The following is a 17973-nucleotide window of genomic DNA, read 5'->3' as shown; positions in this document are numbered from 1 at the left end:
CGGCGCCCTCCCACTTCTGTTCCCCGGGGTCGGCCCGGGGTCCCCACGCCGGAGGTATTCGATGAACAGGTACGGCCTCGCGGCCGCGCTGGCTCTCGCTCTCGCGACGGGGGCCTGCACCGGCGATCCCGCGCCGCCGACCACCTCCGGGAACGCCACCTCCGGGAGCGCTCCCTCGGGGAACGCCGCCTCGGGCCCTGCGGGCGGGTTCTACGTCGACCCCGACGGCGCCGCGGCCCAGGAGGTCCGCAGGCTTGAGGGCGAGGGCAGGACCGAGGAGGCCGGGCTGATCCGTAAGATCGCCGACCGGCCCAACGCGATCTGGATCGGTGACCAGGACCCGAAGGACAGGGTCGCCGCCATCACCACCAAGGCCCGGCAGGCGGGCCGGATCCCCGTCCTGGTGGCGTACCACATCCCCAACCGCGACTGCGGCCAGTTCTCCGCGGGCGGCGCCTCCGACGCGGAGGAGTACCGCTCCTGGATCGGCCGGTTCGCCGAGGGCATCGGCGACCGGCCCGCGCTGGTCGTCGTCGAACCCGACGCGCTCGCCCACATCCTGGACAACTGTACCCAGGGCGGTCAGGCGGGCGAGCGCCTCGACCTGCTGCGCGGCGCGGTGGAGACGCTGAAGAAACAGCCCGCGGCCAAGGTCTACCTCGACGCGGGGAACGCCGGCTGGATCAAGAACCCGGGCGAGTGGGCCGAACCCATGCGCAGGGCGGGGGTGCCCCAGGCGGACGGCTTCGCCTTCAACGTCAGCAACTTCTTCACCGTCGAGGAGAGCGTCGCCGTCGCGGGACGGCTCTCGGACGCGGTCGACGGGGCCCACTACGTCATCGACACCTCCCGCAACGGCAACGGTCCCGTCCGCGACGCGCAGGGCGACGACGCGTGGTGCAACCCCAAGGGCCGCGCGCTCGGCGCGGAACCGACCACCGAGACCGGCCACGAGCGGGTGGACGCCTTCCTGTGGATCAAGCGGCCCGGCGAGTCGGACGGCGAGTGCCACCGGGGGGAACCCCGCGCCGGCGACTGGTTCCCCGAATACGCGCTGGAACTCGCGCGTAACGCGAGATAGCCGCTTATTCGTTATATCTTCGATCTTGCAGGTCAAGATTGCTTCGCAGGAGATTGACCGGAGTTGTCAGTTTTTCAGCGACCCTCTGGGAGCTTTCCTCGATGAACAGATGGAAAACGGCCATCGTCGCGCTGGCGGTCACCCTGCCAAGCGGCGTACTGCCCGCCGTGCTACCCGCCGGCGTGCTGCCCACCGACGTGTTGCCCGCCGCCGCCGCGCGATCCGCGGCCTCCCCGATCCAGGACGGCGAGACCAAGCCGGTCTACTCGCGCGCCGACGCGCTCACCGAGACCGTGTTCGTCGAGGTCGCCGGGGTCGACAGCGACGCCGACGGCCGCCCGGACCGGGTCGCCGTCGACATCATGCGCCCCAAGGAGACCGCCTCGGGGCTGAAGGTCCCGGTCATCATGGAGGCGAGCCCCTACTACGCGGGCGGCAACGACGTGCCCAACCACGTCGTCGACCTGGACGGCTCCGACCCCGCGGGCATGGAGTACCGGCGCAACAAGTTCCAGGACCTGCGCGACGAGATGTTCGGCATCGACGGCCTCGACGTGAACCGCGCGGTCGCGCCGCCCTTCCGCGGTTACTACGACAACTACTTCGTGCCGCGCGGCTACGCGATCGCGCTGGTGGAGAACCTCGGCTCGGGACGGGCGACCGGCTGCCCCACGACCGGCCTGGACAACGAGACCGCGGGCCCCAAGGCCGCGATCGACTGGCTCAACGGCCGCGCCCGGGGGTTCGACGCGGCAGGGAACGAGATCAGGGCCGACTGGTCCACCGGGAACGTCGGCATGATCGGCGTCTCCTACAACGGCACGCTGCCCAACGCCGTCGCCGCGACCGGGGTCAAGGGGCTCAAGGCGATCGTGCCGATCGCGGCCATCTCCTCCTGGTACGACTACTACCGAGCCAACGGCGGGGTGCTCGCCCCCGGCGGCTACCAGGGCGAGGACGCCGACGTGCTCGCCCGCTACGTGCTGACCCGCGAGAACGCCACGCAGGCCTGTGGCGCGCTGATGGACCGCATCGAGCAGGACCAGGACCGGGTCACCGGCGACTACTCCGGTTTCTGGGACCGGCGCAACTACCTCAACGACGTGCGCAAGGTCCGCGCCGCGGTCTTCCTGGTGCACGGACTCAACGACTGGAACGTCAAGACCAAGCAGGCCGTCCAGTGGTGGGACGCCCTCGCCAAGCGGAACGTGCCCCGCAAGATCTGGCTCCACCAGGGCGCGCACTTCAACCCGTTCTCCTTCGCCGGACGCAACGCCGAATGGCTGCGCCAGCTCCACCGCTGGTTCGACTTCCACCTGTACGGCCTGCGCAACGGCATCATGGACGAGCCGCAGGCCGACGTGGAGTCGGGCCCGGGACAGTGGGCACAGCACGCCTCGTGGCCGCTGCCCGGCACCCGCGACGTGCGGCTCCACCTCGCCGCCGGCAAGGACGGCCGTAACGGCACCCTGAGCGCCGACCGCCCCCGGGACCGCCGCACCGTCGAGACGTTCGTCGACCAGAGCGCCCGTACCGCCGAGCAGCTCGCCGAGAACGCCGAGGCCACGGACCCCAACCGGCTGGCCTACGTCTCGGGCACCCTGGCCCGCGACGCGCGCCTGTCGGGCACCCCGGAGGTCTCGGTGCGCGCCGCCTTCAAGGGCGGGCGCTCGCCGTACCTGACGGCGCTGCTCGTCGACTACGGCACCGACACCCGCGCGTACGGCGGCGTCGTCTACGGCGACACCCAGGTCTGCTACGGCCAGGGCGTGCCCGGCGACACCGGCTGCACCCGGCTGGCCGAGCACATCACGGTGACCGCCCCCTACAAGATCATCACAAGGGGCTGGCTCGACGTCCGCAACCGCCACTCCGCCTCGAAGTCCGAGCTTCTGCGCGAGGGGCACTTCTACGACTTCCGCTTCGACCTGCAGCCGAACGACTACGTCGTCAAGGCCGGCCACCGGATCGGCGTCGTGCTCCTGTCCACCGACCGTGACTTCACCCTGCGCCTGCCCCCGGGGACCGGCGTCTCGGTCGAGCCCGGATCCAGCTCGGTCGTCCTCCCGCTCGTCGGCGGGAGCGCCGCCCTCCGCTGATCCCCGGCCCGGTCAGGGAACGCGGACCCTTCGCGTGGCCTGCGGCACCCGGGCGAGGGGACGGGCATGAGGGGAAACCCCGGCTTGTCCCTGAGATCGGGGCCCAGGCCTGCCGCCGGGCCGGGCAGGGGCCTAGCGTGGGGTGCATGGGACGAATTCTTCTGATCGTGGCGGCCGTGGTGATCGGCTTCCTCCTGCTGGGCTCGGTGCTGGGCTTCCTCCTCACGCTCCTCAAGTGGGCTCTGATCATCGGACTGGTGGGGGTGGTGGTCGTGTTCGCGAGCCGGCTCTTCCACTCCTCGAACGCACGCGACTGACCGCGGCCCGTCCCCGGCCGAGGGCGGGTCGTGGCGCGGGTGCGCGTCCCCCGCCGGTCCTCACCGCGCTCGACGGCGGACCCTCCGGCCGGTCGCGAGGCGGGCGCGGGCTCACCGAGACCACCGTGACCACGCGGGCCGATGTCAGTCCCGCCGTTCGACGGCACGCGCCGTCGGCCACGCCCCGTTCTCGACCAACCGGCGCGTCACCCGGAAGACCTCGGTCGCGACGACCTCGACGGCGGCCGGTATCCGGCCGCCCCGCTGCAGAGCGAGCACAACGGTGCGGGACACCTCGGGATCGGTCAGCGGGCCGCCGCTCAGCCGTCCGGTCGCCACGTCCTCGGCGACGCCCGCGGCGGGCAGGACGCTCCAGCCGGTTCCCGACGACACCAGCTTCTTCTGCAGCAGCATCGAGTTGGTCTGGCACGCCACCGTGGGCTCGACGCCGGCGGTGCCGAGCGCCTCGTCGATGAGGGTCCGCAGTCCGTGCCCGGCCACGGGCAGTACGAGTGGCTGTCTCGTCACGTGGTCCCAGGTCAGCGAGTCGGCGTCGCCGAGAGCCGCGCCGGGCGGCGCGACCGCCCACAGCGACTCGTGCAGCAGCGGTGTGACGGAGATCGACGGTGTCGACGCGAGGTTGTACAGCAGGGTCATGTCGACGGCGCCGTCGTCCAGCCACTGCTGCAGGTGGCCGGAGAAGGCGCTGAGCAGGCGCAGATCGATGCCCGGGTGCCGCCGCGCGACCGACTCCATCAGGGGAGCCGCGAGGATCTCGACGGTGCTCTCCAGCAGCCCGATCGTGACGATCCCCTGGACCTGCCCGCGATCGGGCCGGATCTCGGCCCGTGCCCGCTCCAGTTCGAGGAGCGCCCGGCGCGCGCGCTCGGTCAGGATCTCACCCGCGGGAGTGAGCGTCATGCCCTGGCTGGTGCGCTCGAAGAGCCGGACGCCGATCTCCTCCTCCAGTGAGCGGATGTGCCGGCTGACCGCGGGCTGCACGACGCGGAGCAGGCGAGCCGCCTTGGTGACACTGCCGACGTCGCTGACGGTGACGAGCGCCGTGAGCTGCTTGAGGTCCATCGGGTCCTTTACGTGGTCATGCGCGAAACGAGTGAGGTCATCACATATCAGCATTTCACAGGATGTGACATCGCAAAATAAGATGGCCTGGCGGCCAAGCGCACCGTGTGTCCCCGTTCCTGACCATCACGCCCGGGAGGGCTTCCCATGTGCGAACTCAGCGCGGATGAAGCGGCGATCGTCGCCCTGGTGCGGGAATGGGTCGACCACGAGGTCAAACCCGTCGTGCGGGAGCTGGAGCACACCGACACCTATCCCGAGGCGCTCATCGAGCAGATGAAGCGGATGGGCATCTACGGCCTCGCGATCCCCGAGCCGTGGAACGACGCCGGCGTCTCCGCGCGCTGCTACGCCGCGGTGACCGAGGAGCTCGCGCGCGGTTGGATGAGCCTGGCCGGCGCGATGGGCGGGCACAGCGTGGTCGCGAAGCTGCTCCTCGCCTACGGAACCCGGGAGCAGAAGGACCACTACCTGCCGAAGATGGCCGTCGGCGAGATCCGGGCGACGATGGCGCTCACCGAGCCCGGCGGAGGGTCCGACCTGCAGGCCATGCGCACGGTGGCACGCAGGCAGGGCGACGAGTACGTGCTCAACGGGTCCAAGACGTGGATCACGAACGCGCGGCGGTCCCAGCTGATCGCCCTGCTGTGTCTCACCGACCCCACGGCCTCCCCCGCGCACCGCGGCATCAGCATCCTGCTGGTCGAGAAGGGGCCCGGCTTCGAGGTGTCACGCGACCTTCCGAAGCTCGGCTACAAGGGGGTCGAGAGCTGCGAGCTGTCCTTCGACGACTTCCACGTGCCCCGCTCCGCGCTGCTCGGCGACGCGGAGGGCCACGGCTTCGCGCAGATGATGCGCGGCCTGGAGATCGGGCGCATCCAGGTGGCCGCGCGAGCGGTCGGTGTCGGCGCCGCGGCGTTGGAGGACGCCCTGCGCTACAGCCAGGAGCGTGAGAGCTTCGGGCAGCCGATCTGGAGGCACCAGTCGATCGGCAACTACCTCGCGGACATGGCGACCCAGCTGACGGCCGCCCGCCAGCTCGTCCAGTACGCCGCGCGCCGCTACGACTCGGGTGAGCGAGCCGACCTGGAGGCGGGCATGGCGAAACTGTTCGCCTCGGAGACGGCGATGAAGATCGCTCTGGACGCTGTGCGCATCCACGGCGGATACGGCTACTCGACCGAGTTCGACGTCGAACGGTACTTCCGTGACGCCCCACTGATGATCATCGGTGAGGGCACCAACGAGATCCAGCGCAACGTGATCGCGCGGGAGCTGGTCCGGCGCCACCGGGTGCGGCCGTGACGGCCCCGGTCGCGGCGTCCTGGCTGTTCGTCCCCGGCAGCCGGCCGGATCGGTTCGACAAGGCCGCCCGCGCCGGTGCCGGCGAGGTCGTCGTCGACCTTGAGGACGCGGTCGCCCCCGAGGACAAGGAGTCCGCTCGCGACGAGGTCGCGGCCTGGCTGGCCGGCGGTGCGACGGCCTGGGTGCGTGTCAACGCGGCGAACACCCGGTGGCACGAGGCCGATCTCGCGGCGCTGGCCTCCTGCCGGGGGTTGCGCGGAGTGATGGTGCCCAAGACGGAAGGACCGGCCGTCCTGCGCAGGGTCGCCCGATGGCTGCCGGCCGAGGCCGGGATCGTCGCGCTGGTGGAGAGCGCGCTGGGAGTTCAGGAGGCGGGAGCCATCGCCGCCTTCCCCGCGGTGACCGCGCTGGCGTTCGGATCGATCGACTTCGCGCTCGACATCGGCGCCGAGCATACCGACGAGGCCCTGCTGTTCGCCCGTTGCGCACTCGTCGTGGCCTCCCGCGCGGCGTCCCTGCCGGCCCCGATCGACGGCGTCACCGTCGAACTCCGGGATACCGCCGCGGTCAGGACGGCCGCGGCCCGCGCCAGGGGGCTCGGCTTCGGGGGAAAGCTGTGCGTCCACCCCGCTCAGGTCGAACCCGTCAACGCGGCCTTCGCTCCCGACCACGCGGATCTGGAGTGGGCGAGGGCGGTGCTCGCCGAGGCGCCCGGGGGCGAGGTTTTCACCAGCAACGGCCAGATGGTCGACAGGCCGGTCCTGGAGCGAGCCCGCCGGATAATGGCGCGGGCCGGCCACCGGACGACGGCCGGACCGGGGGCGTGAGAGAGACGCCGCACGCGTCCGCCGCCGGCCGGGAGCCGGTGACGGGGATCGTGCTACATCCGGGCGGGCACAACGAGGGCATCCGGGCCGATCACGGCCCGCGACACGAGGAGGCCGCCGAATGACCGAGGCAGGGGACACCGAGACGGAGGGCACCGAGGCGGAGGGCACCGAGGCGGAGGTCGTCGAGGCGGAGGGCACCGAGGCGGAGGTCGTCGAGCGCACCGAGGCGCTCCAGCCGGAGCCCGCCGTCGCGCTCGCCCGGCTCCTCGGCGTCGACCTGCCGGATCTGGAGAGCGAGGGGCTGCCCCTGTTGTGGCACTGGGTCTACCTGCTGGAGCGGCCGCGTCAGGTCGACCTTGGAGCCGACGGTCATCCGGTCCGCGGTGTGATCCCCGCGCCACCCGCGCCGGGACGGCGCCGGATGGCGGCCGGCGGCCGGGTCAGGCTGTTCGGCCCGCTCGTCGTGGGGCGCGCTGCGACGCGACGCACCGAGGTCGTGTCACTGACCGAGAAGGAAGGACGCACGGGGCCGCTGACCTTCGTCGTCGTGCGCCACACCGTACGCCAGGGTGACGAGGTCAAGGTCGTCGAGGAACAGGACATCGTCTATCGCGACGTCTATCGCGACGTCTATCGCGACGTCTATCGCGACGCCGTCGCCACCGGCTCGCGTGCCGAAGCGGGCACGTTCACACCGGTGGCGGTCGAAGGGGACGAGTGGCCGCTGCCCGTGGACCCGGTGCTGCTGTTCCGGTTCTCGGCGTTGACCTACAACGCGCACCGCATCCACTACGACCGTGACTACGCCCGCGACGTCGAAGGCTACCCGGGGCTGGTGACCCACGGTCCGCTGCAGGCACTGGCCATGGCGGAGTGCGTGCGAGGAAAGGGCGTGCTCGCCACGGCGATCGACTACCGCCTGGTGGCGCCGTTGTTCGACCACCAGGGCCTGGTGGCACGGGGCGTCGTGACCGGTTCCGGCCACGAGGTCTCCGTTCGCGACCTCGGCGGCCGGATCACGGCGAAGGGACAGGTCCGCTCGTCCGCGGTCAGTCCCGGGAGACGTGCCTCAGCCTGAGGTCGTCGAGCAGGGTCTGGGTCGCGGCGGCCACCGCCTCGACGGCCCGCTCGAAGGCCTCCGCGTTGCGCGTCGACGGGGAGCGGAAGCCCGACACCTTGCGGACGTACTGGAGCGCGGCGGCTCGCACGTCGTCGTCGGTCACGTCGCTGGCGTAGGGCTCACGAAGGGTCTTGATGCTCCGGCACATGACAGGACCGTACTGCGTCTCGCGACCCTACAGATCCGGCAGGCCCCGCCGGAACCGGCCGACGGGGGGCGTCCTGACCCACCGGATCGTGCCCGAGCCGCTCGGCTCGACTCCGGATCGGCGGCCGGAACCGTGCGGTCCGAGGCCGGATCACGCCGGGGCCGGTCGCCGCGCGACGACGGTCAGCCGTCGTGGCCGTCGCGCTCGCGCTGGATCGCGTCGGCACTCTGGATGGCGCCGAGAAGCCCGGGAAAGAGCACGTCGAGGTCACGTCGGCGCAGCGCGTTCATCTTGGCCGTGCCCCGATAGACCTGGTTGATCACCCCGGCCTCGCGCAGCACCCGGAAGTGGTGGGTGGTGGTCGACTTGGTGATCGCCAGATCGATCGCCGAGCAGGGGGCCTCCCCGTCCTCGCCCAGTTGCCACAGGAAACGCACGATCTGAAGGCGCATCGGGTCGGACAGCGCGTGCAGCACGCCCTCCAGACGGATGTCCTCGCGCGCGGGGTGTTCCAGAGCCCTGACGGACGAGGTCGACACGGTGATTCCCTCCCTTGGGTGGCTCGATTGTACGAGAGCAGTCGTAGTTTGACATCTGTCGTAGTACGTAGATTATCGTATTAGCGTCAAGCCGGGGCGCCGCCCCAAAGACCCTCTCCAGAAGGAGTACGACCGTGAGCGCCCTGTTCGAGCCCCTGACCCTGAGGTCCCTCACCATTCCCAACCGGATCTGGATGGCTCCGATGTGCCAGTACTCCGCGGCGGTCGAGGGGCCGGAGCAGGGGGTGCCGACCGACTGGCACCTGTCCCACCTCGCCGCCCGCGCGGTGGGCGGTGCCGGGCTCATCCTGACCGAGGCCACCGCGGTGGCGCCGGAGGGCCGCATCAGCCCGGCCGACCTCGGACTCTGGAACGACCGCCAGCAGCAGGCGTTCACCCGTGTCGCCCGTTTCCTGCGGGAGCACGGTGCCGTGCCCGGCATCCAGCTCGCGCACGCGGGACGCAAGGCCTCCACCCGCAGCCCCTGGCAAGGCGGCGCGCCCACCGGACCCGGCGAGCACGGCTGGCAGCCGGTCGGGCCGAGCCCGATCCCCTTCGACGAACGTCACCCCACTCCCACGGAGCTGGACGCCGACGACATCGACAGGATCGTGGGCGACTTCGCCGCCGCGGCGCGCAGGGCGCTGGCCGCGGGCTTCCAGGTGGCCGAGATCCACGGCGCGCACGGCTACCTGATCGCCCAGTTCCTGTCGCCCGTCAGCAACCACCGCACCGACGCGTACGGCGGCTCGTACGAGAACCGCACCCGCTTCGCGCTCCGGGTCGTCGACGCGGTGCGCGAGGTCTGGCCCGACGAGCTCCCCCTCTTCTTCCGCGTCTCGGCCACCGACTGGCTGGCGGAGAACCCCGCGGACGACCGCGAGGGCTGGGGCGCCGACGACACCGTCCGCTTCGCCAAGGACCTGCTGGCCCACGGCGTCGACCTGCTCGACACCTCGACCGGCGGCAACGTCGCCGGGGTGCGCATCCCCACCGGGCCCGGCTACCAGGTCCCGTACGCGGCCAGGGTGAAGGCCGAGACCGACCTGCGGGTGGGCGCGGTCGGTGAGATCACCAGGCCCCGGCAGGCCGAGGAGATCATCGCCTCCGGTCAGGCCGACGCGGTCCTGCTCGGCAGGGAACTGCTCCGCACCCCGTACTGGCCGAACCTCGCCGCCCGCGAGCTCGGCTCCGCCGCCCGCTGGCCCGACCAGTATCACCGCGCGGTCTGACTCCGCCGCGGCCGTCACCCGGCGCGTCCCCCCACCGGACGGGGAGGTGACCCGTCCGGTGAGGGGACGCGCTGGGGGGAAGACGGAGCGGCCCGCCAGGGGGGCGCGGGCCGGTCCGTCTGTCAGGGGGAGTGGCGATGAACGGACCGGCCCGCCAGGGGGCGAACCCCCGGGGGTCGAGCGGGCCGGTCCGGGATCATGGGGTGGTGCGGCGCAGGGCGACCGCGTCCCGGTGGACCGCGGCGGGAGCGTGACCGTCGAGGAGCAGGCGGCGCATCAGGACCGCGACCTCACCCATCGTCTCCGGGCGGAAGCCGCGGCGGGTCACCTCCTGGGTGCCGATCCGCAGGCCCCGCGCGGGCTCACCGGAAGACTGCCCCGGCAGGCGGACGCCGCTGAGATAGACGCCGCCCTCGGCCAGCAGCCTGGCGGCCTCGTCCCCGCCGCCGAACGCGGCGGCGTCCACCGCCACGTGGTGCGAGACGGTCCAGCCCCGATGGGCGGCGGCCACGGTGAAGCCCTCGCCGTCCAGTGCCGCGGCCAGTGCCCCGGCGTTGGCGAGGCAGCGGTCGGCGTACGCGGAACCGCCCGCGGCGTGCTCGGCGGAGGCGAGGACCAGCGGTGCCAGGCGTGAGGCGTCGTAGTTGGCGGTCAGGCCGGGATAGGCGGCCGCCGACACCTGGCGGGCGAGATCCTCGTCGCGGGTCACCACGGCCGCGCCCGGCGGGCCGCCGAAGGACATGTAGGTGGACATGGTCACCAGGTGCGCGCCCTCGTCCAGCGGACGCTGGAACCGGCCGCCCGCGATGAGCCCCGCCACGTGCGAGGCGTCGTAGACCAGCAGGGCCCCCACCTCGTCGCAGGCCGCCCGTAACCTCGCGACGTCGTACGGGAACAGCATCAGGTTCGCGCCGACCACCACCAGCGCGGGCCGGTGCGCGCGCAGGAACGCCGGCAGGGCCACGTGGTCGACGTCGAGCCGTTCGGCGTCGTAGGGCAGGTCGGCGACCCGCAGGCCCCGGATTCCGGCGGCGCCCTGGGCGTGGTGGCTGGCGTGACCCCCGGCGGTCTCCGGGAGCACCGCGATCGTGTCGCCGGGGCCGGCGAACGCGCTGTAGCAGGCGAGGTTGGCCAGCGTGGCGCTCTGCAGGCGCACCTCGGCGAACTCACCGCCCATCAACGCCGCGACCTGGAGCGGGGCGAGGACCTCCAGCACGTCCAGCTCCTCCAGGCCGGTCTGGAACTTCTCGCCCGGCCAGCCCATCGAAGGGCGGCACCCCAGGGAGATCTCGTGCGCGGCCCTGGCGCGCTCGCTCATCGTGTTGGTGCCCGCGTACAGCACCACGCCGTCCTCGTCGAGGCGGCCGCGGTGCTCGGCCAGTACCGCGTCGACCAGCCGGGACACCGCGTCGAACCCCAGTCCGCCCACCTCGGCCTCAAGCTCGGCCAGGCGCAACTGTGCCCGTGGCGGCGCCCACGGGGCGACGCGGCTGCGCTCCTCCACGAGGTTCCTTTCACCGGGCGATCGAACGACTCTCACGAGGCGGGTTCCCCGGCTCCCACGAGGCGGGTCCCCCGAAATGAGTAAGTGCGACGCTACGGCCCACGCCAGGTCGAGTCATCGTTCCGGCGCCGGAGATACTTCCTACATCTGTAGGATTGGACCGTGATAGCGGATGATGTTCAGGATCTGCTGGAGTCGCTCGCCGTGGCCGTGGGCCGGGGGATGTCCGTGGACGACCTGGAGGGCCGGGTCGTCGCGCACAGTGCCCATCACGGGGAGGTCGATCCGGTCAGGGCACAGGCCATCCTCTCGCGCTCGGTTCCCGCCGAGGTGGGGGCCTGGCAGGAGGCGCACGGGGTGACCACGACCCGCGAGCCGGTACGGATCCCGAAAAATCCTGACTTGGGGATGGCGGCGAGGCTCTGTGTCCCTCTGCTCCACCAGGACCGCCGCGTCGGCTACCTGTGGATCATCGAGGGCCCCGGCCCGCTCAACCCGCAGGAGCGCGAAAGGGCCGTGCGCGACGCCGCCGCGATCGCCGCCCTGCTCGACGACGGCGGCAGCTCCCACATCCTGAGCCAGCTGCTCACCGGTGAGATCGGCGTGCGGCGTGCGGCCGGTGTGCTCGGTGAGGGGCCGCTGCGCGTCCTGGCGCTGCGGGGCGACCCGGACGGCCTGCGCGAGGCGGTCGGCGCGGAGCTCGCCAGGGTGCGCCGCCCGCCGGCCTTCACGATCCTGGACCGCCACGCCGTACTGCTGCTGAACCGCGGCGAGGACGCGGTGGCACTGGGGGAGCGGCTCGCCACCAGGACCCGCGCGGGCGCCGGGCTCAGCGCACCGCACCCCGGGCTGGAATCGGCCGTACGGGCGCACGAGGAGGCGCTCACCGCGGCCAGGGCCGCCGCGGCCGAACCCGCGCTGCGGCCGGTCGCCCGCTGGCCGGACCTGGGCGTCTACCGGCTGCTCGCCGACCCGGTCGCGGGCCCGCACGGGTCGGCCGGCGGCCCGCTCGACGCGCTGCGCGAGCACCCGGCGCTCCTCACCACCCTGGAGACCTATCTGGACAGCGGAGGAGACGCCCAGGAGACCGCGAGGCTGCTCCACCTGCACCGCACCAGCCTCTATTACCGCCTCACCAGAATCGAGCACCTGGCCGACCGCAACCTCAAGAACGGAACCCACAGGTTAGAACTTCATCTCGCGCTGAAGCTCGGTCGCTGGAATGCGGTGTAGCGGCCGGGTAATCCGGGCACAGCTTTCCGGTGTTGCAGTTGATCAGCGAGATCATGGCCATCGTCGTCGTGCTCGTGCTCATTCCGCTGTCGTTAATTCTCGTGTCCGTTGTGGTCCTCCTCGCGCTGGCCGCGTTGGCTCTGGCGACTTCACGGGAGCAGGATGGGAGAACGACATCCCGGCGGAGGTAAGACGGTGCGGCAGCTCAGCGCGGTGGATACGCAGTTCCTGAATTTCGAGACCTCGACGAACGTCGCGAACATCGGGGGACTCGCGATCCTGTCGGGAGGCCTGACCCGCGGTGACCTGGTGTCGCTGCTGGCCCGCCGGCTCCACCTGGCCGCGCCCTTCCGCATGCGGCTCGCCTTCGTCCCGTTCGGCCTGGACCACCCCTACTGGACCGAGGACTCCAGAATCGACCTCGACTACCACGTGCGCGAGATCGCGCTGCCCAAACCGGGCAGTGACATGCAACTGGGCGAGCAGGTGGCCAGGCTGCACGCCCGGCGCCTGGATCGGCGTCGCCCGCTGTGGGAGATGTATCTCATCCACGGCCTGCACGGGGACCGTACGGCCCTCTACATGAAGGTCCACCATTCGGCGGTCGACGGCGTCACCGGCGCCGACGTGCTGGCCGGGCTGCTGGACACCTCACCCGAGCCCGCGGAGGTCGAGCTGGCGCCCCCGGGCGAGCCCGAGGAGGAGATCGACAGGGGGGAGATGGTCGTCAGGGGTCTGGCCAAGGTCGCCGTCAACCCGGCCAACGCGATACGGTTCCTGGTCAACGCCGTCCCGCACCTCGACGAGATCCCGCTGATCTCCCAGGCCCCCGGGGCGGGACTGGTCTCGCGGATCACCAGAGATCTCGCCAACCGTCTGTCCGGGGCCGGGGCCGCCGAGGTGCCTGCCATGCCCCGTATGACCGTTCCCCGCACCCCTTTCAGCGGCAGGATCAGCGCGCATCGGCGGTTCGCCTACACCACCCTGCCGCTGGAGGACGTCAAACTGGTCAAGAACGCCTTCGGTGTCACGGTGAACGACGTGGTGATGGCCCTGTGCGCCGGGGCGCTGCGCCAGTGGCTGCTCAAGCACGACGCGCTGCCCGAGCAGCCCCTGGTCGCGGGGGTGCCGTTCTCGCTCCGCCTGCCCGGTGACCAGAGCGCGGGAAACCAGGTCAGCATCATGATCACCACCTTGGCGACACAGGTCGCCGACCCGGTCGAACGGCTGCTGGCGGTGCGTGACGCGATGCGGCTGATCAAGGACCGCTCGTCGCTCGCCCCGGCGCGCTGGCTTCAGGAACTCAGCGACATGATGCCCTCCGCGCTGACCGGGCTCGCCTCCCGCGCCGCCTTCAACCTGTTCGCCGGCAGCGCGGGCCCCATCAACGTGGTGATCTCCAACGTGCCCGGCCCGCAGATCCCCCTCTACGTGAGCGGCGCCAGGCTTCTGGCGTACCATCCCGTCTCCGTCGTGACCGACGCCAGCGGCGGCATCAACATCACGGTCTTCTCCTACGACGGCTCACTTGACGTCGGCGTGATCGCCTGCCGGGAGATGGTTCCCGACGTGTGGACCGTTACCGACTATCTCAGGGACACCCTGCTGGAGCTCAAGTTCCTCGTTGAGGAGCAGTGACAGCCCGGGAGCGTCCTCGGTGAAGCGCAGAATCTTCTCCAGGCAGACGATCGAGCCCCGCTCCTGCCTCTTGACGAACCGGATGTCATCGGCGAGGGCCTGCATGATCAGCAGCCCGCGGCCGTGCTCGGAGGTGGGGGCGGGGGAGGAGGTCTCGGAGAAGTCGAAGCCGTTGCCGGCGTCCACCACCTTGATCACGCACCGGCCCCTGGTCAGCTCGGTGCTGACCATGTAGTCGTCGCTGGGGATGGCGTGCTGGATGACGTTGGAGCACGCCTCGGAGAGCATGAGCTGGATGTCCTCGCGAATCTGGGTCACCACCCCCAGGGCCTGCAGCGAGGAGTCGAGAAGCTGTCTGATCACGGGAACACTCGCAGCGTCACGCGGTAGACGCAGCGCGATGGTGGCCTCCACGGTCCCCCCCTTCTCATCGCCGATTCACAGCCGACGTAGAAGCCTTGCCCTGGGGAAACCGTCCTAATCGGGGATGGGTGATCGTGTCCCTGGGATGCGGCAGAAAACGGCAAAACATTTCTTCCGTGGCATGTAACCGGGGAGATTCCCTCCGGTTCGGGGTTCGCGACGACGCGGTCCGGAGCCGGGCGTGGAACGCCCGCGGGGCGGGGGTCGCCGACCCCCGCCCCGCGCTTCGATGATCGAAGGACGCTATCCGGAGAAGGCGTCCGTCGCGGCCTGGCAGAAGGCCTTGAGGTCGTCGGGCTTGCGGCTGGTGATCAGCGTGTTCGGACCCGAGGAGCAGATCACGACCTCGTTGTCCTCCCAGGTCGCCCCGGCGTTGCGCAGGTCGGTCCGCAGGCTCGGCCAGGACGTGACCTTGCGGTCACGTACCACGTCGGCCTCGATCAGCGTCCAGGGCGCGTGGCAGATGGCCGCGACGGGCTTGCCCGCGTCGAAGAAGCCCTTCACGAAGCCCACGGCCGCGGGTACGGTCCGCAGGAGATCGGGGTTGGCGACGCCGCCCGGAAGCAGCAGGCCGTCGAAGTCGGTGACGGAGACCTGCTCCACCGTGGCGTCCACCGGGAACGTGTCGGCCTTGTCGAGGTGGTTGAACGCCTGGACCCGACCCTGCTCGGTGGAGATCAGCTTGGGCGTGCCCCCCGCCTGCTTGACGGCCTTCCACGGCTCGGTGAGTTCGACCTGCTCGATCCCCTCGGGAGCCACGAGAAACGCGATCGTTTTGCCGTTCAGCATGTCGTTCCCTTCGTTGACGTGCGGATATGCCATCAAGGGGATGCCATGCCCGCACTGCCGGGATCTATGCGAGAAGCGTCGATCCCGGGGCGGACCCTGCGCCGGCGCAGACCGGCGGCGGTGAGACGGGTGACGAGCTCACGGGAGGAGACGGCCTCGGCGCCCAGCGCGAGGGCCCGCTCGTAGACGGTCTCGGGAACGTCGTAGTGGTCGCGGTCGAACGCCCGGCGCGGCACGCCGAGAAGTTCCGCGAAGGCGTGCAGCTCCCCGGTGGAGCTGTCGCTGACCAGATGTGACCAGAGCAGGCCGCGCGGACCCGGCCAGCTGGGCGGGTCGATGAGAACGCTCACCGCCTGGCGAGGTCGAGCGCGACCTCCAGGGCGGCCGCCTGGCGCTCCTCGTCGGTGATCGACTCGTCCCTGAGCGCGAACCACGAGGCGTGCAGCGCGAACAGGGACATCGAGTGCTTCAGCCGGGTGGACAGTGGGTCCTCCGGATCGACGAGGAAGGTGAGCAGCTCGAACATCCCCTCGCGGGTCTTCTCCATCGTCGGGTGTTTTTTGAGTGAGGTCTGGTTGCGCTCGAAGAACCGCATGATCTCGTGGTGCCTGCCCCGTCGCAGGTCGTGGGCGTAGCGGCGGATCAGTTCCTCGCGCGTCTCGTCGGTGCGCGGCTGGGTGCGGGCCCAGGCGATCAGCTCCTCGACCGCCCGCACCCGGTCCTCCGCCAGGCTGGCGATGATGTCGTCCTTGGTCTTGAAGTGGTAGTAAAGTGCCGCTTTGGTCACGCCGAGGGCCTCCGCGATCTCGCGGAGCGAGGTGGCCTCGTAGCCCTGCTCGGTGAAGAGCTTCAGGGCGATCTCCTGAATGCGCGTCCGTGTGTCGGCGTTTTCCCTCATGGTTCCCTTACCGAGAAATTAACTTGACGGCCGGCAAGTAAGCGGCCTACATTCCAGCATAGCCGACGCTAGCCGGTCGGCAAGTAAGCAAGATCACAAAACTGGGGGCACAGAAGTGAAGGAGACCGCGGCCGTGCCGGCGCGGCGTCGCGAGGTCATGGTAGTGCTGCCGGGCTTGATGCTCGCGATGGTCCTGGCCATGCTCGACAACATGATCGTCGGCACCGCGATGCCCCGCATCGTCGGGGAACTCGGCGGACTGACGCACCTGTCCTGGGTGGTGACCGCCTACGTGCTCGGCACCACCGTCTCGACCCCCATCTGGGGCAAGATCGGTGACCTGTACGGCAGGAAGAACATCTTCCTCGCCTCCATCGTCATCTTCATGATCGGCTCCGTGCTCTGCGGCATGGCCGGATCCGAGATGCTCGGCGGGCCGTCCGACGGCATGACGCAGCTCATCGCCTTTCGCGCCCTCCAGGGCCTGGGAGCCGGGGGCCTGATGGTCAACGCCATGGCGATCATCGGCGACCTCGTCCCGCCCCGCGAGCGCGGCCAGTACCAGGGCATCATGGCCGCCGTGATGTCACTCGCGATGATCGCGGGTCCGCTCGTCGGCGGGTTCATCACCGACCACCTCGACTGGCGCTGGGCCTTCTACGTGAACCTGCCCATCGGGTTCGTCGCCCTCGCCCTGCTCGCGGTCAAACTGCAACTGCCCAAGCTCCGCACCGAGCACCGCATCGACTGGCTGGGCGCGGCCCTGCTCTCGGTCGGCATCACCGCGCTCGTCCTCATCACCACCTGGGGCGGCAACGACTACGCGTGGGGATCGTGGCAGATCCTCGGCCTGGCGGGGCTCGCCGTGATCACGCTGGCGGTGTTCGTCCTGGTGGAGCGCCGCGTCGCCGAGCCCATCATGCCGCTCAACGTCTTCCGCGACCGCAACTTCAGCCTGATCTCGGGAGTGGGCTTCCTGCTCGGGTTCGCCATGTTCGGCGCGATCAACTTCCTGCCGCTGTTCCAGCAGACCGTCCAGGGGGCGAGCGCCACCAACTCCGGCCTGCTGCTGCTCCCGATGATGGGCGCCGCCATGGTGGTCTCGCTCTTCGTCGGCCGCGCCATCACCAGGACCGGCAAGTACAAGGTGTATCCGATCCTCGGTGGCGTGGGCATGGCGGTCGCGATGTGGCTGCTCTCCCTGATGGACGTCAACACCCCCGCCTGGCAGACCGGGGTGTTCATCGCGGTGCTCGGCCTCGGTATGGGCTTCCTGATGCAGACCACCATGCTGATCGCCCAGAACAGCGTCGAGCAGAAGGACCTCGGCGTCGCCAGCAGCGCCTCGACCTTCTTCCGCTCCATCGGCGGCTCGTTCGGCGTCTCGCTGTTCGGCGCGATCTTCAACAACCGGCTCACCTCCAGCCTGGAGAGCAAGCTGGGCGCAGCGGGCGAGCGGATCGCCTCCGGAGGCGCCCAGTTCGACCCGGCCGCGCTGCACGAGCTTCCCGCCAACGTGCGGGTCGGCTTCCTGGAGTCGCTGGCCGAGTCGATCTCCGGCGTCTTCTGGTGGGCGATCCTGTTCGCGGTCCTGGTGCCGCTGCTGGCGGCCTTCATCAAGGAGATCCCGCTGCGCGGCGCGCCCGAGGCCTCCGAGGACACCCAGGCACCGGTCCCGGCACTCGACTGACGGTCTCTCGCTCCCGTCGCCTGACGAACCACGTGAGCATCCGG

At 70.6% G+C, this 17973-nt stretch carries 19 protein-coding genes; 11 read left to right on the top strand and 8 right to left on the bottom strand.

The features are described 5' to 3' along the window. Positions 1–61: 61 nt before the first annotated feature. The 3 genes from AB0B90_RS13040 to AB0B90_RS13030 all read left to right on the top strand — a co-directional run bounded on the left by AB0B90_RS13040 (position 62) and on the right by AB0B90_RS13030 (position 3497). Complete coding sequence (locus AB0B90_RS13040; protein ID WP_362922558.1) at positions 62–1081, top strand: glycoside hydrolase family 6 protein; 1020 nt, start codon at positions 62–64, stop codon at positions 1079–1081. Between the two features lie 101 nt (positions 1082–1182). Then, positions 1183–3180 carry a Xaa-Pro dipeptidyl-peptidase gene (locus tag AB0B90_RS13035; RefSeq protein ID WP_362922556.1) on the top strand — a complete coding sequence of 666 codons (1998 nt, stop codon included), beginning with the start codon at positions 1183–1185 and terminating at the stop codon, positions 3178–3180. A gap of 146 nt (positions 3181–3326) precedes the next feature. Further along, positions 3327–3497 carry a hypothetical protein gene (locus AB0B90_RS13030; protein WP_362922554.1) on the top strand — a complete coding sequence of 57 codons (171 nt, stop codon included), beginning with the start codon at positions 3327–3329 and terminating at the stop codon, positions 3495–3497. A gap of 144 nt (positions 3498–3641) precedes the next feature. Here AB0B90_RS13030 and AB0B90_RS13025 read toward each other — a convergent pair whose 3' ends face one another. Further along, positions 3642–4580 (bottom strand): LysR family transcriptional regulator, encoded by a 939-nt coding sequence (locus tag AB0B90_RS13025; protein WP_362922552.1) that lies wholly within the window; start codon positions 4578–4580, stop codon positions 3642–3644. Positions 4581–4727: 147 nt separating this feature from the next. Here AB0B90_RS13025 and AB0B90_RS13020 point away from each other — a divergent pair, with 147 nt between their 5' ends. The 3 genes from AB0B90_RS13020 to AB0B90_RS13010 all read left to right on the top strand — a co-directional run bounded on the left by AB0B90_RS13020 (position 4728) and on the right by AB0B90_RS13010 (position 7793). Continuing rightward, on the top strand, positions 4728–5885 hold the full coding sequence (locus AB0B90_RS13020; RefSeq protein ID WP_350948431.1) for an acyl-CoA dehydrogenase family protein: 1158 nt from the start codon (positions 4728–4730) through the stop codon (positions 5883–5885). Continuing rightward, positions 5882–6712 (top strand): CoA ester lyase, encoded by an 831-nt coding sequence (locus AB0B90_RS13015; RefSeq protein ID WP_362922549.1) that lies wholly within the window; start codon positions 5882–5884, stop codon positions 6710–6712. Before AB0B90_RS13020 ends, AB0B90_RS13015 begins: the two co-directional genes overlap by 4 nt. A gap of 121 nt (positions 6713–6833) precedes the next feature. Beyond that, complete coding sequence (locus tag AB0B90_RS13010) at positions 6834–7793, top strand: MaoC family dehydratase N-terminal domain-containing protein (RefSeq protein WP_362922547.1); 960 nt, start codon at positions 6834–6836, stop codon at positions 7791–7793. Here the strand turns inward: AB0B90_RS13010 and AB0B90_RS13005 are convergent. Both AB0B90_RS13005 and AB0B90_RS13000 read right to left on the bottom strand, forming a co-directional pair. Then, positions 7765–7983 carry a DUF2277 domain-containing protein gene (locus AB0B90_RS13005; protein WP_350948434.1) on the bottom strand — a complete coding sequence of 73 codons (219 nt, stop codon included), beginning with the start codon at positions 7981–7983 and terminating at the stop codon, positions 7765–7767. The two genes, AB0B90_RS13010 and AB0B90_RS13005, sit on opposite strands and share 29 nt — an antisense overlap. 182 nt (positions 7984–8165) lie before the next feature. Beyond that, on the bottom strand, positions 8166–8522 hold the full coding sequence (locus tag AB0B90_RS13000; RefSeq protein WP_350948435.1) for a helix-turn-helix transcriptional regulator: 357 nt from the start codon (positions 8520–8522) through the stop codon (positions 8166–8168). Positions 8523–8656: 134 nt separating this feature from the next. Between AB0B90_RS13000 and AB0B90_RS12995 the strand changes: the two genes are divergently transcribed. Beyond that, a complete protein-coding gene (locus tag AB0B90_RS12995; protein WP_362922545.1) occupies positions 8657–9754 on the top strand; it encodes an NADH:flavin oxidoreductase/NADH oxidase in 1098 nt (365 codons plus the stop codon). 196 nt (positions 9755–9950) lie between these two features. Here the strand turns inward: AB0B90_RS12995 and AB0B90_RS12990 are convergent, their stop codons facing one another. Beyond that, complete coding sequence (locus AB0B90_RS12990) at positions 9951–11258, bottom strand: glycine hydroxymethyltransferase (protein ID WP_362922543.1); 1308 nt, start codon at positions 11256–11258, stop codon at positions 9951–9953. 162 nt (positions 11259–11420) lie between these two features. On the opposite strand from AB0B90_RS12990, the gene AB0B90_RS12985 reads away from it, so the two are divergent. The 3 genes from AB0B90_RS12985 to AB0B90_RS12975 are packed head-to-tail and all read left to right on the top strand — an operon-like array spanning position 11421 to position 14129. Next, complete coding sequence (locus tag AB0B90_RS12985; protein WP_350948438.1) at positions 11421–12491, top strand: helix-turn-helix domain-containing protein; 1071 nt, start codon at positions 11421–11423, stop codon at positions 12489–12491. A gap of 29 nt (positions 12492–12520) precedes the next feature. Further along, positions 12521–12682, top strand: a complete 162-nt coding sequence (locus tag AB0B90_RS12980) for a hypothetical protein (protein ID WP_350948439.1) — start codon at positions 12521–12523, stop codon at positions 12680–12682. 4 nt (positions 12683–12686) lie between these two features. Continuing rightward, entirely contained in the window at positions 12687–14129 is a 1443-nt protein-coding gene (locus tag AB0B90_RS12975; RefSeq protein ID WP_362922540.1) for a wax ester/triacylglycerol synthase family O-acyltransferase, read from the top strand. Here AB0B90_RS12975 and AB0B90_RS12970 read toward each other — a convergent pair. The 4 genes from AB0B90_RS12970 to AB0B90_RS12955 all read right to left on the bottom strand — a co-directional run bounded on the left by AB0B90_RS12970 (position 14016) and on the right by AB0B90_RS12955 (position 16239). After that, positions 14016–14543, bottom strand: a complete 528-nt coding sequence (locus AB0B90_RS12970; protein ID WP_350948441.1) for an ATP-binding protein — start codon at positions 14541–14543, stop codon at positions 14016–14018. The genes AB0B90_RS12975 and AB0B90_RS12970 overlap by 114 nt on opposite strands. 252 nt (positions 14544–14795) lie before the next feature. Further along, complete coding sequence (locus AB0B90_RS12965) at positions 14796–15374, bottom strand: type 1 glutamine amidotransferase domain-containing protein (RefSeq protein WP_350948442.1); 579 nt, start codon at positions 15372–15374, stop codon at positions 14796–14798. Continuing rightward, on the bottom strand, positions 15374–15691 hold the full coding sequence (locus AB0B90_RS12960) for a DUF4031 domain-containing protein (protein ID WP_362922538.1): 318 nt from the start codon (positions 15689–15691) through the stop codon (positions 15374–15376). The genes AB0B90_RS12965 and AB0B90_RS12960 overlap by 1 nt, the downstream gene beginning before the upstream one ends. Next, on the bottom strand, positions 15688–16239 hold the full coding sequence (locus tag AB0B90_RS12955) for a helix-turn-helix domain-containing protein (RefSeq protein WP_350948444.1): 552 nt from the start codon (positions 16237–16239) through the stop codon (positions 15688–15690). The genes AB0B90_RS12960 and AB0B90_RS12955 overlap by 4 nt, the downstream gene beginning before the upstream one ends. 133 nt (positions 16240–16372) lie before the next feature. Here AB0B90_RS12955 and AB0B90_RS12950 point away from each other — a divergent pair, with 133 nt between their 5' ends. Next, on the top strand, positions 16373–17929 hold the full coding sequence (locus tag AB0B90_RS12950) for an MDR family MFS transporter (RefSeq protein ID WP_350948445.1): 1557 nt from the start codon (positions 16373–16375) through the stop codon (positions 17927–17929). Positions 17930–17973 lie beyond the last annotated feature (44 nt).

Source organism: Streptosporangium sp. NPDC049078 (assembly GCF_040648855.1).
Taxonomy (GTDB): domain Bacteria; phylum Actinomycetota; class Actinomycetes; order Streptosporangiales; family Streptosporangiaceae; genus Streptosporangium.
This window is presented reverse-complemented; position numbering and strand designations above follow the sequence as displayed.